The organism is Nocardioides sediminis (genome assembly GCF_003047295.1).
In the GTDB taxonomy this organism is placed as follows: domain Bacteria; phylum Actinomycetota; class Actinomycetes; order Propionibacteriales; family Nocardioidaceae; genus Nocardioides; species Nocardioides sediminis.
Map to the genome: position 1 here is coordinate 191,742 of NZ_PZYZ01000001.1, position 14,932 is coordinate 206,673.

Annotated in this window: 10 protein-coding genes; 7 read left to right on the forward strand and 3 right to left on the reverse strand. The window is 65.9% G+C overall.

The features are described from left to right. The first annotated feature begins 18 nt into the window (after positions 1–18). Positions 19–933: a hypothetical protein gene (locus DAI17_RS00905; RefSeq protein WP_159081269.1), complete on the forward strand. Its 915-nt coding sequence runs from the start codon at positions 19–21 to the stop codon at positions 931–933. Between the two features lie 134 nt (positions 934–1,067). Then, positions 1,068–2,018 (forward strand): hypothetical protein, encoded by a 951-nt coding sequence (locus DAI17_RS00910; RefSeq protein WP_159081270.1) that lies wholly within the window; start codon positions 1,068–1,070, stop codon positions 2,016–2,018. A 3-nt stretch (positions 2,019–2,021) separates the two neighbouring features. On the opposite strand, the gene DAI17_RS20815 is transcribed toward DAI17_RS00910, so the two are convergent. From DAI17_RS20815 to DAI17_RS00925, 3 genes are all read right to left on the reverse strand, one after another. Further along, a complete protein-coding gene (locus DAI17_RS20815; RefSeq protein WP_159081271.1) occupies positions 2,022–2,492 on the reverse strand; it encodes a protein DA1 in 471 nt (156 codons plus the stop codon). 437 nt (positions 2,493–2,929) lie between these two features. Then, positions 2,930–4,432 (reverse strand): DEAD/DEAH box helicase family protein, encoded by a 1,503-nt coding sequence (locus tag DAI17_RS00920; RefSeq protein ID WP_107771025.1) that lies wholly within the window; start codon positions 4,430–4,432, stop codon positions 2,930–2,932. 4 nt (positions 4,433–4,436) lie between these two features. Beyond that, positions 4,437–7,100, reverse strand: a complete 2,664-nt coding sequence (locus DAI17_RS00925) for a hypothetical protein (RefSeq protein ID WP_199904872.1) — start codon at positions 7,098–7,100, stop codon at positions 4,437–4,439. Positions 7,101–7,206: 106 nt separating this feature from the next. Between DAI17_RS00925 and DAI17_RS00930 the strand changes: the two genes are divergently transcribed. From DAI17_RS00930 to DAI17_RS00950, 5 genes are read left to right on the forward strand one after another with little or no spacing between them, the layout of a single operon-like run. Next, positions 7,207–11,976 (forward strand): DEAD/DEAH box helicase, encoded by a 4,770-nt coding sequence (locus tag DAI17_RS00930; RefSeq protein WP_107771701.1) that lies wholly within the window; start codon positions 7,207–7,209, stop codon positions 11,974–11,976. 22 nt (positions 11,977–11,998) lie between these two features. Further along, positions 11,999–13,633 (forward strand): DUF726 domain-containing protein, encoded by a 1,635-nt coding sequence (locus tag DAI17_RS00935; RefSeq protein ID WP_107771026.1) that lies wholly within the window; start codon positions 11,999–12,001, stop codon positions 13,631–13,633. Then, entirely contained in the window at positions 13,630–14,034 is a 405-nt protein-coding gene (locus DAI17_RS00940) for a hypothetical protein (protein ID WP_107771027.1), read from the forward strand. Before DAI17_RS00935 ends, DAI17_RS00940 begins: the two co-directional genes overlap by 4 nt. After that, positions 14,009–14,410, forward strand: a complete 402-nt coding sequence (locus DAI17_RS00945) for a GIY-YIG nuclease family protein (RefSeq protein ID WP_107771028.1) — start codon at positions 14,009–14,011, stop codon at positions 14,408–14,410. Before DAI17_RS00940 ends, DAI17_RS00945 begins: the two co-directional genes overlap by 26 nt. Further along, entirely contained in the window at positions 14,407–14,928 is a 522-nt protein-coding gene (locus tag DAI17_RS00950) for a hypothetical protein (RefSeq protein WP_107771029.1), read from the forward strand. The genes DAI17_RS00945 and DAI17_RS00950 overlap by 4 nt, the downstream gene beginning before the upstream one ends. Positions 14,929–14,932: the final 4 nt, after the last annotated feature.

The following is a 14,932-nucleotide window of genomic DNA, read 5'->3' on the forward strand; positions in this document are numbered from 1 at the left end:
CAACTGTCATCCCTGCAGGTGGGACCACAGATCGCTGATGGGGGTCAGGGCGCGGTCTACGAACTGGCCGGCACTCCCTCGAATGTCATGAAGCGGTATCACAACCCTGATGATGCGCAGTTCGATGGTCAAGCCCTGCAGCTCATGGTGGCCGAGCGAAACTCGGTCAGGCACCAGGGTAAAGCGGTCGACGAGTTCGCAGCCTGGCCTAAAGCAGTTGTCGTGGACGGCGCCAAGCCCATCGGGTTCGTCATGCAACGGGTGGTGAAAGCCTTCACTCTCGAGATCGCGGGTCGAGTGAGACTCGCGGACATGAGCTACCTGGCGGCCGAGCCGAGGCCGATGTGGGGTCCTGTGTCGCTCCCGCCACTTGAGGACAAGCTTCAGATCCTGCGTGATCTCGCGGGGATCGTCTCGTCGCTTCACGCGTCGGGCACAGTTCTTGGCGACATCTCGTTCGCGAACGTTCTCTGGGCTGGGTCGGGGCGGAATCAAGTCCTACTGCTCGATTGCGATGGGATGCAGTTCAAGGGCCGTTCGTCGGTGCTGCCCCAAGCGGACACCATCGACTGGAATGACCCGCAGGCATCCCCGGGTGCACCACCGACGATGGACCAGGACCGCTACAAACTAGCCCTAGCCATCCTCCGAGTCCTCACGCGAAGCCTCGATGCGCGACCGGCCGTCCGTGGCCTCGACGTGTCCGGCCTCGGCCACCTCGGGGCGCCAGTCAGCGGGATGATGGCACGAGCAGCCGGGCCAGCCGGAACTAGGCCAACGGCGGCCGAGTGGCAAGCTGCCCTGTCAGACCGAGCGACCCAGCCGGTCTTGCCGGCTGGACCCCGTCGGGCCCTCGACGCTCCCGAAGCGAAGCCAGAGATGCTGGGAGTGACGCCTAGAACATTCGTTCCAGTGAAGCCGACGCTGCCGTGAGCTGCTTAGGCCGTTCAGTCAGATTCCTGGGTCGCGTGCTGCTTCGTCGCGGACGGCATACCTCACATGCCGCTCCGAGTGCGCCGCTCGCAGCGGTAGCGCTCCCCCCAGTGCCCTCAGCCTCGGACCATTCGATGACGCCGAGCACGCCGGCTGTCACAACAGCCGCAGCCGCCTCGCCCTCACAGGTCCCCGCGCCGAACCCTTCGAGCGCCACCCCGCTCAACCCGCGCAAGGGGCGGCGCGGGATCGGCAACGGCCGGTTGTCCCCTGGCAACGCCTTGGGAACAGGCGGACAGGGGACGGTGAGTGCGGTGTCTGGAAGACCCGACCTCGTCCTCAAGACTTTCGCGCGGCCCATAGCCGGTGGAGTTCGCGAGTTCCAACAACTGATCGACCGGGGGGAGCGCGTTCAGAGGGTGCTCGCTGCTTCGAAGGTCGACCTGTGCTGGCCCGAGGAGGTGCACGGGTCGGCGACCGACCTCGAGGGCTATGTGATGCCGAGGCTGCAAACGAGCAACTATTTCCCAGTCGCCACGAAGGGCGGCATCAAGCAGATTGAGAGGACACTTGACTGGGCGATCTGGACCTCAAATGCCTTTCAGGTCCCGTTCAAGGTCACCGATGCCGACCGGCTGGAAATCGTCCGCTGTGTGGCGCGCTGGCTCAGCGCGATGCACGATACCGACGTGGCTTACGGCGATGTCTCCTTCAAGAACCTTTGCTTCAGCCTTGATCCGGAGGTCCGCGTCGCTGTCTTCGACTTCGACTCCGCTCGAGTGCTTGGGTCTCGCTCGTTCACTGCTCAGGAGACAGCGCACAGTCCCGACTGGCACGACCCATACGCGAGCAGCGGCTTCGCTGCGACCTTGGACACGGATCGATACAAGTTTGCTCTCCTGGCTTTTCGGCTGCTGGTCTCACGTCAGCTCGGAGGGGACTTGGATCCAGCCAACGTGCCTGTTGCCGTATCCGGTTTGAGCGCGGCCCAGACACATCGTCTCCGGACTTTGTGGAGCCGCGCAGCCGGCGCAAGCGGTTCGAGGCCATCCATGCGCGAGTGGTTAGACGCGCTTGCCGCGTGATCATTACTTCGGCGGAGGTATCCCGAGCGACGTGACGGCACCCGCCTTGAACGCGCGCAGCGTGCGGGCAAGCCCGAACTGGCGAAGCGCGGGCGAGACCGCGCGATAGCCGCCCCCATACGTGCTGTCGGGATTCCTGCGCATCCGCTCGAGCGCGATTCGATGCGCTCGGTCCTGCGGGCAAGACTCCAAATAGGCTCCTGCCAGTGCCTCACAGAAGCCCTCAGTCAGTTGCAGCGGCAGTGACCTAGCCTTGCTGCCCGCCAGAAGTGCGTGTCCGTACTCGTGAGCGAGCACCGCACGGAAGAGCACGTCGGGCAAGCCGGCCTGAATGGCGATCTCGATTGTCACGGTTCCGCCCGACTGATCGAAGTTCCACCGCGTGATTCCGTGAACGTCGGGCGTGTTGTCGAAGTAGCCCAGCCTTTTCAGGTCGGCGCTCTCCCGAAGCACGAGCTTTGCGGGATGAGCCACGACGACTCCTTCCGCGGCCATGTATCTGCCGACGCTGTGCAGCGGACCTGCCAAGTCTGCTTTCGTCGAGACCGAACCCCGCTGACATGAGCGACACAGAGTGCCTGACGTGTCGATGATCGGCACCACGCACCAGGTGCAGCTCGGCGCGCCGGAATGGAAGTCGCACCAGACATCCCCCCACTCAGATGTGTACCAGCGCTGACGGAGTCGCCCACCGCAAGCAGCGCAGGGTACGTGGGGCGCCTCTCGAGACCACTTCATGACAGAGTCCGATGGCTGATCAGCAAGAGTTGAGCCTCACCGCTGCGCCCGGACGCCTCGAGCTGGCTGACGACCCTGGTCGCAAGGTTCGTCGTCATGACGCGGAGTGCCTGAACTGGATCCGACAACCCTCTGTCAGATCGAGTCGGCGGTACACGTGCATGTCTATGCCTCTACGCATCGTGATGCGTGGTCACGTTCCACACCCCGCGGCTGAACGTTCGGAGAATTCGCTGGTGTGTCTGGCGTGGCAGCGCCCGTGTTCCCGGCTCCCCGAACGGAGTCCCGGGTCGTGCGGGGGAGTCCGTGAGCAAGTCGTCCAGCCCGGCGCGAGCGAGCATCAGCAGCCCGTGGGTGGCCCGCGTGCAGGTCACTGCGAGCCGCCCGAATGCCGAGTTGAACTCGTCGAGCCCAGCGGCCCCCGAGAGGGGGTGGATGGCGACCGTGATCCGGTTGGTCTGCCCTTGCCACTTGTCGACCGTGGACGCGTGCAGTAGCCCCTCGGGCAGGTTGAGCTCCTCGGTCAGCCGTTCGACCATCTCTGCTGCGTCGTCGACGGCCTGGTTACGGGTAGCAAGGATGACGATCAACGGGTCACCCGTTGGCTCGAAGGACGAGATGGAGACGACCGGACCAGGAGCGCCCGTGTCGTCGTACTCCCGCTCGGTGAAGGTGAACCCGTTAGTCAAGAGGGAGCGGAGCAGGTCCTCAACGACCGCCAGGAGGGGTTGGTCGATGTCGGCGGCTTCGGCGTCCGGGAGACCTTCCACCTCGAGCAGGGCCGGCTGGCCGGTTGCCACGGCGCCCCAGACGTCAGCCGCTGGTCCCGAGAGCGCGGGCAGCTTGAGCGAGCGGTCGCCGGGCGCGGCTACACAGTCGAGCTTGTCCCACGAGTCGTAGAACGCACGCCACAGCCCGAGCTGCTCGCCGATGGGGCGCCACACGGCCGGCAGCTCCGCTACGAAGGTCGTCGTCGACTTCTCAAAGGCCGTGGGCCACGCACGGTAGGGGTTGTAGCCGGGGTCCCCCCGCCACGGGTTCTGGCTGTGGTCGATGGGTGGCAGCTGGCCGACGTCACCCACGCCGACGGCGATGGGAGCGAGCCGCTCGACCTTGTTGAAGAGGTGGAGTGCCATCTCCCACGCCTCGTCGACGAACAGCACGTCGAACGGCGTTTCGCCGTTGCCACCGGGGCCTAGCCGGTCGAGGAGCCGCTGCGGTTCGCCGAAGACGCCGAGCTTGTGAGAGGTGCCCAGCACGAGAGTCGCCCCCTCGGGGATCTCGCTGGTCTTGGTGGCGACGGTGACCGCCTCGATCACGTTCTCGGGCACCTCGTCGAGCCGCTTGGCGGATACGAACAGGCACACCTTCTCCTTGCCCAGCTCGCCGCCCAGCCGCTTGGCGAGCGGGTAGATCTGCCGGTTCTTGAAGGCCGTGACCACGACGCGTGCGGAGTTGGGGTTGGCCAGCGCCTCCTTGACCATCGTCACGAGCGCGTACGACTTGCCCGCGCCTGCGGCGGCGCGGAGCAGCACCTTGTCGTAGTCCTCGACCCCGTTGAGGGCGTGCATGAGCGCCTGGGTTGCCTCGGCTGCGGCCGAGACGTTGCCGGCAGCAGCTGCTGAATGGTGGTCCGCCTCGACGGAGACGGCGGGAGGCGTGAAGGTGACTGTCATGGCCTCACTCCAGGTCATCCATGGTCAGGCCGTCCGGGATCACGACGTCCTCGACGGAGCCGGCCGGGTCGTCGTCGAGAGCGATGTCGAACCGGTCCTGGTCGATGAGCGGCGGCCACACCTGCGGGTTGAGCTCGCCCCTCTCGCGGCGCTCGGCGAGGTCGTCGGCGTACTCGGCCTCGGCGGACAGGTGCGACCGGCAGCACCACTGGTGGGTGCCAGGATCCTCGGCGTAGGAACTTGCCGTGCACGACTCCTTGGGGGCCGCCATCTTGTCCACGGACGGTCGTGTGACCGCCAGCTCGTGTCCGGAACGGAACGACACACCAAACCACTCCATGGTCGCGAGCACGAGCTCGTCACCGACCTCCACTCCGGGCGTCACCTTCGCGTGCCAGAGCAAGCCGGGCTCGTCGTCCTTCTCTAGCCGTCCGATCGACAGGTTGCCGAACTTGAAGCTCCCGGCCTGGATCTTGAGCGTCACCTCGTCGCTCTCTGCGTACGCCGTTCCGTTGACGTGCAGCGCCACGACCTCGACGCCGTGCTTGAGGTTGCGTGAGGCCACGTCGAGCCTCAGAGGTGACGTCGAGATGACCTTCGCCATCGCCACGTGCCGCATCCCTGCGTCTGTGGCGCGATCAGAGGCGTAGTCGTGGTCGGCCAGCACAGCCAGCTGTTCGCGGCACTTCTCGTCGGCGTCGAGCATCTCCACCTGCGCGTTGCGCCAGTAGCGGTAGGTGCGCGAGAAGCGCACGAGGTCCGACGCCTCGAGGGCCAGCCGACGGCCCCAGACGACCTGGGCGTCCATCTCGAGCGCGCGGTGCACCGGTCGCAATCGGGAGTCCTCGATCCGGTCCAGCACGGCGAGCGCGCGGCACAGGATGTCGATGCGGTACTCGAGCTCGTCCGTGACGAGGTTGCGGTATTGGATGGGGTCGCCCTTGCCCGGACGTCCGGCGCGGTGGATCTCGTCCGAGGAGGCGTTGGCCAGGCGCGCTCCTGGCGTGTGTGGGCGCGACGAGATGTCGTCCGAGACGGCGCGGTGGTCGAGGGGACTCGTCGCCTCGGCCCACTCGACGAGGTAGTCGAGTCGTCCGGCGTCGACCATCGGCCCGCCAGTGACCAGGTGGGAGGCGAGGACGTCGCGGAGGACGACGACCGGCTGGCGGAGGCTGAACGCGCGAGCCCGGTCCTCCTCGAGCAGGAAGCTCACGGCGAGGCGAGCGTCCTCGGACAGCGCCTCGGGGATCGTCGCCTCTTCGCCGTCGAACGTGAGGACCGGTCGCCCCATCTCGAGGTCACGCTCCCACCGGATCCGGCTGAGCTCGACGCCGGCGAGCGAGTCGGCCATGGAGACGAGCACGTCGGCGGTCGGCTTGTCCGGCACCACGAGATGGACGGGCATCTGTCCTGCGGACATGGCCGCCCGCACGACGCGGCCGAGCATCTCCATCACGTGGTGTCGCGTATCGGTGGCGTTCGTGCGCTCGAAGGTGTCGAAGGCCCACGCCTCATTCCCCGATCCGTCGAGGCGCTGGATGGCGATGCCGTGCACACCGAGAGCCGCGGAGTCCGACTTCACCACGACGACGTTGATCGATCCGGGGACGCCGGCTGAGTCGAGCCGCCGTCGCCGTGTCCACTGCGCCCGGCCTTCTCGGGTGGCCGCCACGTTGGCGATGAGCGAGCCCGGCGCAGCACCGACCGTTCCGGTGCCGTCGACCAGCCCGATGACGGCCGGGCGGGACGGCTTGGGGACCCCGATCTCGATCAGCAGCGCCTCGGGGTCCGTCGAGTCACGGAACTCGGCCCGGCAGTAGACAAAGAGGCTGCAGGACTGGCAGGACCGAGGATCGAAGGTCGCCTCGAGGTGGGCCAGGTGCGCCGGCAGGTCCGTGATGACCTCACCCTTGGCCAGTTGCTCCAGACGCTCTTTCGCCCGCCCGCGGACCTCCCGTCGGTGGTCGCCCAGGTCCTCGACGATGGCCTCGGGCCGGAGGTAGACGTTGCGCGGCACGGCCAGCGCACCGTACCGGTGCACCTCCATGCCACTCGGGAGTCGGCTCCAGGCGGCCGCGGACTCGGCGCCGAGGGCTACCTGCAGGAATCCCTTGAGGATGCGCTGGTCGTCGATCCGGGCGCGGACCCGCTCGTAGTCCTTGGCGTCCCCCATGATCAGCCACGACCCGACGACCTGGTCACCCTCCTTGCGGGCGGCGACGATGGCGAAGTCTGGCTTGATCGACGTGGCGTGGTCCTCGGACTCGAGGCTCAAGAAGGGCACGGCGAGCCGGTGCAACATCGTGGCCTCGCCGGCGTACTCAGCCGCGAGGTGCGCCTGGGCCAGCTCCTTGGCGGTGGTGTCGGCCAGGTCGCCGCCCGATCGCACGCGCACAGCGGTGGGGCGGTCGAGCCCGAGCAGCCCCACAGCGCGAGTGAGGAGCTCCGATACGAAGGACGTGTCGTTGACGGCCCGCTCGAAGGCCATCGCCCGCACCCAGCGCGCTTCCGGGATGCCGCCACCGGTGTCGGGTCGGTCGACCAGGCTGGCCAGCGCGCGCCGGGTCATTCCGGTGAGCAGCGGGTCGGTGTGCCTGAAGCGTGCGCAGGCGGCATGGGACGACGCGGCGACCGCGCCGCTGCCGCCTCCGGCGATGAGTGTTCCCACGAGATCCCCCTTGGTGCACGAACAGAGTAGGTCGAGCTCACCCCTGGGCGCGATGAAACGGTGATACGCGTGCGCCTGCTCGCCGGACCTTGATAGGAACATGCTTATGGGGTCGACGATCTATGACGTGCTCGATGAGCTGCGCGCAACTGCTACGTCCGAGGCAGACAAGGGCACGCGCTTCGAGAAGCTGATCAGGGCCTACCTGCGCGTCGACCCGGTCTTCGCCGACCAGTTCTCCGACGTCTGGCTGTGGAGCGAGTACCCGGGCAACAACGGCAAGCACGACACGGGCATCGACCTCGTCGCGCAGGACCGCAACACCGGCCATCACGTCGCGATCCAGTGCAAGTTCTTCGCGCCGAGCACCTCGGTATCGAAGCCGATGATCGACTCCTTCCTCGCCGCGTCCGGAAAGGACGGCTTCAAGGAGCGGATCATCGTCTCCACCACCGAGAGATGGAACAGCAACGCCGAGGAGACGATCCGCCAGCAGCTGATCCCGGTGCGCCGTATCGGCATGAGCGAGCTCGAGCACTCCCGGGTCGACTGGTCGCAGTTCTCCCTCGAGACGCCGGAGTACCTCCCCGTCCACGGGAAGAAGGTGCCCCGCCCGCACCAGCGGATCGCCATCGACAAGGTGACCGCCGGCTTTGGCGAGACCGACCGCGGCAAGCTGATCATGGCGTGCGGCACAGGCAAGACCTTCACCTCGCTGCGCCTGGCGGAGGAGAACGTCGGCGCCGGCGGCCGCGTCCTGTTCCTGGTCCCGTCGATCAGTCTGCTGTCGCAGACTGTGCGGGAGTGGGTGGGGGAGGCCGAACTGCCGATCCGCCCGCTCGCCGTCTGCTCCGACGCCAAGTCGACCAAGCGGTCGGCCAACACCAGCGAGGACATCTCCACGACCGACCTCGCGCTGCCGGCGACCACGGACGTCGCGGTGTTGAAGCAGCGCCTGGCGGATGCCGCTGCCGACACGTCCGCGATGACCGTCGTCTTCGCGACCTACCAGTCGATCGACGTCGTCGCCCAGGCCATCGATGGCGGCAAGTTCGACCTGATCGTCTCCGACGAGGCGCACCGCACCACGGGTGCGACCGTCGTCGGCGAGTCGGAGTCGGCGTTCGTCCGGGTCCACGACGATGACTACCTGCGCGCCGAAAAGCGGCTCTATATGACCGCCACCCCGCGCATCTACGACGACAACTCGCGCGCCAAGGCGGGCCAGGCCAACGCCGTCCTCGCCTCGATGGACGACGAAGAGCTCTACGGTCCCGAGTTCCACCGCCTCGGATTCGGCGAGGCAGTCGAGGCCGACCTTCTCACCGACTACAAGGTCCTCGTCCTCACCGTCGACGAGGAGTCCGTCGCCCGCACGTTCCAGTCCCAGCTCTCCGACGGCGACCACGAGCTCGATCTCGACGACGCCGCCAAGATCGTCGGATGCTGGAACGGTCTTGCCAAGCGCGGCAAGGCCGAGCACGACTTCGCCGACGACCCCGAGCCAATGCGCCGAGCAGTGGCCTTTGCCGGCAACATCAAGTCGTCCAAGCGGATCGAGGAGCTCTTCACCGACGTCACCCGCTACTACGTCGACCGGGCCAATCTTGAGGACGAGTCCGGTGAGTCACCCCTCAGCTGCCAGGTCCGACACGTGGACGGCACCTTCAACGCCCTCGAGCGCAACACCCGCATCGACTGGCTCCAGGCCGAGTCCAAGCCCAACCACGCCCGGATCCTGACCAACGCCCGCTGCCTCTCGGAGGGCGTGGACGTCCCCGCCCTCGACGCGGTGATGTTCCTGTCGCCGCGCAAGTCGGTCGTCGACATCGTCCAGTCGGTCGGCCGGGTGATGCGCAAGGCACCGGGCAAGAAGTTCGGCTACATCATCCTGCCGGTCGGTGTGCCCTCGGGGATGTCGCCCGAGGAGGCGCTGCGGGACAACAAGCGGTACGCCGCGGTGTGGGAAGTGCTCCAGGCCCTCCGCGCTCACGACGAGCGCTTCGACGCGATGGTCAACCGGATCGACCTGACGTCCAATCGTGACGGCAAGATCAACGTCATCGGTGTCGGCGGCGCGGACTCCCGCGACTCGGTGCAGGGCGCGCTCGACCTCGCCTTCGGCGACCTCGACGCATGGCGCGACGCGATCTACAGCAAGATCGTCGACAAGGTCGGCACCCGTCGCTACTGGCAGGACTGGGCGAAGTCGGTCGCTGACATCGCCACTCGACAGACCACCCGCATCAACGCGCTGCTCGCCGAGGAGAATTCGGAGGTCGCGAAGGAGTTCGACGTCTTCCTCAGCGGCTTGCGGGGCAACCTCAACGAGGGCATCAGCCGAAGCGACGCAATCGACATGCTGGCCCAACACCTCATCACCCGCCCCGTCTTCAACGCGCTCTTTGAAGGCTCGCAGTTCCTCGACCACAACCCGGTCGCCAAGGCGATGGAGCGGATGCTTTCCGCGCTCGACGAGCACAACGTCGACGACGAGAACCACACGCTCCAGAAGTTCTACGAGTCGGTCCGGATGCGCGTCCAAGGCATCAACACCGCCGAGGGCCGGCAGCGGATCATTATCGAGCTCTACGACACCTTCTTCGCCACGGCCTTTAAGAAGACCGTCGACAAGCTCGGCATCGTGTACACCCCCGTTGAGATCGTCGACTTCATCCTCAAGTCCGCCGACGACGTGCTGCGCCAGGAGTTCGGCCAGGGGCTGACCGACGAGGGGGTCCACATCCTCGACGGCTTCACCGGCACCGGCACCTTTATGGTCCGTCTGCTCCAGTCCGGGCTGATCAAGCCGGAGGACCTCGCTCGGAAGTACGCCAACGAGCTGCACGCCAACGAGATCCTGCTGCTGGCCTATTACATCGCTGCGGTCAACATCGAGACCACCTACTACGACGTGATGACCCAGGTGGCCGCGCCGGGTGGCGGCAAGCACGCCGCTGATCCTGGTCACGAGTACGTCGAGTTCCCGGGATTGATCCTCACCGACACCTTCCAGTCCTGGGAGGACAACGACCGCCAGGACCTCGACGTGTTCCCGGAGAACAACGAGCGGTTGGAGAGGCTCAAGAAGCTGCCGATCACCGTGATCGTCGGTAACCCGCCGTACTCGGCTGGGCAGGACAGTGCCAACGACGACAACGCCAACGAGAAGTACCCGGCGCTGGACGCTGCCATCAGATCCACCTATGCGGAGCGATCGAGTGCCACGAACAAGAACTCGCTGTACGACTCCTACATCCGCGCCATCAAGTGGGCCACCCTGCGGATCAAGGACCGGGGCGTCATCGCATTCGTGACGAACGGCGGATTCCTCGACTCGAACACCGCCGACGGCATGCGCAAGACGCTGGCCGAGGAGTTCGACGCGATCCATGTCTACAACCTGCGGGGGAACCAGCGGACGGCGGGGGAGCAGTCGCGGAAAGAGGGCGGCAAGGTTTTCGACGCCGGCAGCCGGGCTACCGTTGCCATCACCGTTCTGGTGAAGCGACCCGGCGGGTCGGGGCGCGCCACGATCCACTACACCGACATCGGGGACTACCTGACGCGTGAGCAGAAGCTGGCCCTGGTCGCTGAGGCGGGGTCCCTGGAGGGTGTGGAGGCTCAGGCGATCACTCCGAATGATCACGGAGATTGGCTGAATCAGCGACGCGACGACTTTGATAAGTTCATGCCAGTCATCGATTTCTTTGGCGCCTACTCGGGTGGACTGAAGACCAACAGAGATGCTTGGACTTACAACTACTCAGCGACAGAAGTTCGCTCCAATGTCGAGCGCTTGCTAGACACCTACGAGAGCGACCGGCTGCACGCCAGGACAACGCGTGATCCCAAACTCATCTCCTGGAGCGGCGGCCTGGAGGCGATGGCACGCCGGGGAACGACACTTCGACTTAACGAAGAAGGGGTCACTTTTGCTCTATATCGACCCTTCACCAAGAGCTACGTCTACTTTGACAAGGCGCTGAACGAGCGTCGGTATAGATTGCCAGTGTTCTTTCCGGATCATGGGGCTGGGAATCTCGGACTAGTTGTGATGGGTCCACGGGCCGAAGCGAACCCCGCCGTCTTGATGTCTGCGCAGATTCCCGATGTAGCCGCTTTCGTATACACAACGCAGTTCTTTGCCCGTTGGCGGTACCACGCTAACGACGAAGGCATCCTCGATCTCGAGGCGAACGGCAGAACTATCGAGGGCCACCGCCGGGTCGACAACATCACTGATGAGGCGCTCAGGCGCTTCGCGGCAGCGTACGGCGAGATCACCAAGGACGACATCTTCTTCTACGTCTACGGTCTGCTGCACTCCCCGGAGTATCGCGATACCTATGCCGCCGACCTCAAGAAGATGTTGCCCCGCATCCCGCTGGTCGAGGACCCGTGGCCGTTCGTCGAGGCCGGTCGGAAGCTGTCGGACCTCCACCTCGGCTACGAGTCCGTGACGCCGTACCCGCTCCAGGGACTCGACGTCGACCCGATCTCCGACCCCTACGACTTCTTCCGCGTCCAGAAGATGGCCTTCGCCAAGGTCCGCGATCCTGAGACCAAGAAGCTCGTCGCCGACAAGACAAAGGTCGTCTACAACTCGCACATAGAGCTCAGCGGCATCCCCGAGGCGGCGTACCGCTACATGCTCGGCTCCCGTTCGGCCATCGAGTGGATCATCGACCGCTACCAGGTGAAGACCGACAAGGCGTCCGGGATCGTCAACGACCCCAACGACTGGTCCCGGGAAGTGTCGGACCCTCGCTACATCATCGACCTGCTCGCCCGCATCGTCACGGTGAGCCTCGAGACGATGAAGATCGTCGACAACCTGCCTGCCTTGGCCATCCGAGAGGACCAGGGCAACTAACCATATTAGGACGGGGGGAACCATGGCCGAGGTGGCCTACAAGCCGCGCGGGCGCGACGGCTTCGAGTGCACGGTCGAGAAGGCGGCGCTGGCGCTGACGGTCTCCGGAACGCTCGAGGACGTCACGCCTGCCGTGCACGGAGATTTGGAGCTGACGAGCAACGCTGCGCTGGTCACCAATGCGTGGGCTTACGCGAAGCACGAGGCGTATCGACGCAGGCTCAGGTCCGCTGAGAAGCGCAAGAGCCATGCGGAGCAGGCAGAGAAGCACAAGTGGGCGGCAGCGGTCATCACCGACCTGGTGTCCGAGTTGGGCGACGAGTCGCGCCAAGGGTGGTGCTCGGCGTGCTTCTCCTTGGCGGAGCACCGCGCGGTGCGCCGCTTCCGCGGTCCGACGAAGTCCTACTTGTGCGGCACGTGCGGTGCTCCCACGACCGCCTGTGCAGCGCCGTCCTGCAAGCACATGTCCAACCGTGGAACGTCTGGCGTCACTAAGCCCCGCTACTGCGCCCAGCACCGTCACGAGATCACCGGCTTCGAGAAGGCTGGCTCGCAGGTCGGTGCGCTGGACAACTGGTCGGACTGGCTGAGCTTCGAGTCCCGCAACCTTTCGAGGACCACGAAGGTGGTGGGTGCCGTCGTGCTCACCGCCGCCGTCGTGACGCCCGCGGCATGGGCGGCGGCGCCGGCCATCGGTGGGGCCTTGGGCGGCATGACGGGGCTGACCGGCGCAGCGGCTACGAGTCACGGCCTCGCGATGCTCGGCGGTGGATCAGTTGCCTCAGGTGGCCTTGGCATGGCGGGTGGCACTGCTGTGGTGTCTGCCGTTGGCGGCGGACTGGGCGGAGTCATCGGTGGCACCGCGACGGCGGCCTACGTGGGCGCTGACCCGTCGTTCAAGCTGCAGAAGCTCCGGGATGGGACGGGTGCGCCGGTGCTGGTCGCGAGCGGCTTCCTCACCGACAAGGACGATGGTTGGGGCACCTGGAAGCGACTGATCGACGAGCGCTATCCGGACCGCCCCGTCTACCGCGTCCACTGGGGCGCCAAAGAGCTCAAGGTGTTCGGAACTCTCGCAGCTGCGGGAGCAGGAAGCACGGCTGCGATGGCCTTCGCCAGACGGGCCGCGAGCACAGCGTCGAGGAAGGCCGCTGGTCGTGCCTCGTGGTTCGGTTGGCTCCTTCTCGCGAAGGACGTTGCCGCCAACCCGTGGACAGTGGCGAAGACGCGTGCCGGCATGACAGGAGCCGTCCTGGCTGACCTGATCGCCCGCACGGACGAGCCCGCCCTTGTCCTCGTCGGCCACAGTCTCGGCGCGCGGGTGGTGGCGACCACTGCCCAGCTGTTGGGCACCCGTGTGGACGCACCCAAGCTCGAGGACGTCCACCTCCTCGGTGCCGCCGTCGGCGCCAAGGGTGACTGGCGCACGCTCAACGACTCCGTCACGGGGTCGGTCTGGAACTACTGGTCAACCGACGACATGGTGCTCAAGTACCTCTACGCCATGGGCTCAGCAGGAGAGCGCGCTGCCGGCCAGGCCGGGTTCGGGACCAAGTACCCGAAGATCAAGAACCGCAATGTCAGCCGTGGCGTGGATGGCCACTCCGCCTACTTCGGGGCCATCAGTCTCGGCGACGCGAACGGGGGGTCATCGTGATCAGCAACGCCGATGACGGTCAGCAGTCGCAGTACGACCGTCGCGCGGAGGTCGAGGCGATCCTTGCGGGCGATGACACCCTGCTTGGCCGCGTCTATCGATATGACCTGGAAGGCCGGACACCTCTGGAGATAGCAGAGGAGGAGGGCAACGCGAGTCCGGGCTTCGTCTACGGCTACCGCAGCACACTGAAGGCGTTGCTCGACGAAGAGATTCCCAACAGCACCAACTTGGCCCTCGCAGCAGCTCGACGGGTGCGCAAGTGGCTCAAGACTGTCCCGGTGAGGCCCGAGCTCCGCGCTGACCTTCAGACCCTCGAGCAGAAGTTGATGTCGAAGGCAGACAACGTTGAGGCTCAGCTCGTTGAGGCCGAGGATGCTCAAGGCTTCGGAGGTCGCTGAGTCCAAGGGCACTCCGGGGATCTACGTCTACACGCTGCCCCACTACGTGCGCTATCCGGTTGATCCCGACACAGGGAAGACGTTCCTCAAGGTGGGGCACTCGGCGAAGGACGCGTACTACCGCGCGGGATCCGCTGGCAGACTCACGGCTCTTCCTGAGGAGCCGATCCTTCTACGGATCTACGCGGTGGACGAGTCGGCTGCTGCTGAGAAGAAGTTCCACGCGTGGCTGCGCGACGCCGACCACATGGCGGCCCGGACCAAACGTGCAGGTGCCGAATGGTTCCTGACCTCGACCAAGTTTCTCGATCGGATCGCCCAGTCTCTCAACCTCCAGATCGAGGTCATCAACGAGTTCGACGCCGGCGACGCATGAGCAACAAGGACGTCTGGGCAGAGGCTGCTTATGACATCCTCGTCGAGGTGGCGGGGCGCTATCACGCGGTCATCGAGTACAGCGAGCTCGGAGAGGAGATTCAGCGCCGTTCGGGCGTCACGACCCGGATGGCGATCAGGAACTGGATCGGCGGCGTGCTCGAGATCGTGGTCCATCGATGCGCGCGCAACCGCATTCCGGCGCTCACTGCGCTGGTCGTCCGGAAGAACACGGGAATGGTCGGCGATGGATACGACGCCGTCCTCCGTGCCGAGGGGATCCCGCCCCTCGAAGACGCCATGCAGCGCGAGAACCACGCCGCGCAAGCAAGGTTGCAGTGCTACCGCTGGGCACGGGCTTCGGATCTACCGCCCGACGGCGGAGTGCCTGCGCTCGCGCCGAAGCTCGCAGCCACAGTCGAGCGGCAACGCAAGGCTCAAGCGCCACGCCCGGCACGAGTGTGCCTGCGCTGCAACATGGCGATCCCCGCAACGGGTGCCTGCGACAACTGCGACTGACCAT

Excerpts from the sequence above, each read along its gene's own strand:
- DAI17_RS00910 (WP_159081270.1), top strand. The coding sequence starts at position 1,068 with ATGACGCCGAGCACGCCGGCTGTCACAACAGCCGCAGCCGCCTCGCCC.
- DAI17_RS00920 (WP_107771025.1), bottom strand. The coding sequence starts at position 4,432 with ATGACAGTCACCTTCACGCCTCCCGCCGTCTCCGTCGAGGCGGACCAC.
- DAI17_RS00930 (WP_107771701.1), top strand. The coding sequence starts at position 7,207 with ATGGGGTCGACGATCTATGACGTGCTCGATGAGCTGCGCGCAACTGCT.
- DAI17_RS00935 (WP_107771026.1), top strand. The coding sequence starts at position 11,999 with ATGGCCGAGGTGGCCTACAAGCCGCGCGGGCGCGACGGCTTCGAGTGC.
- DAI17_RS00945 (WP_107771028.1), top strand. The coding sequence starts at position 14,009 with ATGCTCAAGGCTTCGGAGGTCGCTGAGTCCAAGGGCACTCCGGGGATC.
- DAI17_RS00950 (WP_107771029.1), top strand. The coding sequence starts at position 14,407 with ATGAGCAACAAGGACGTCTGGGCAGAGGCTGCTTATGACATCCTCGTC.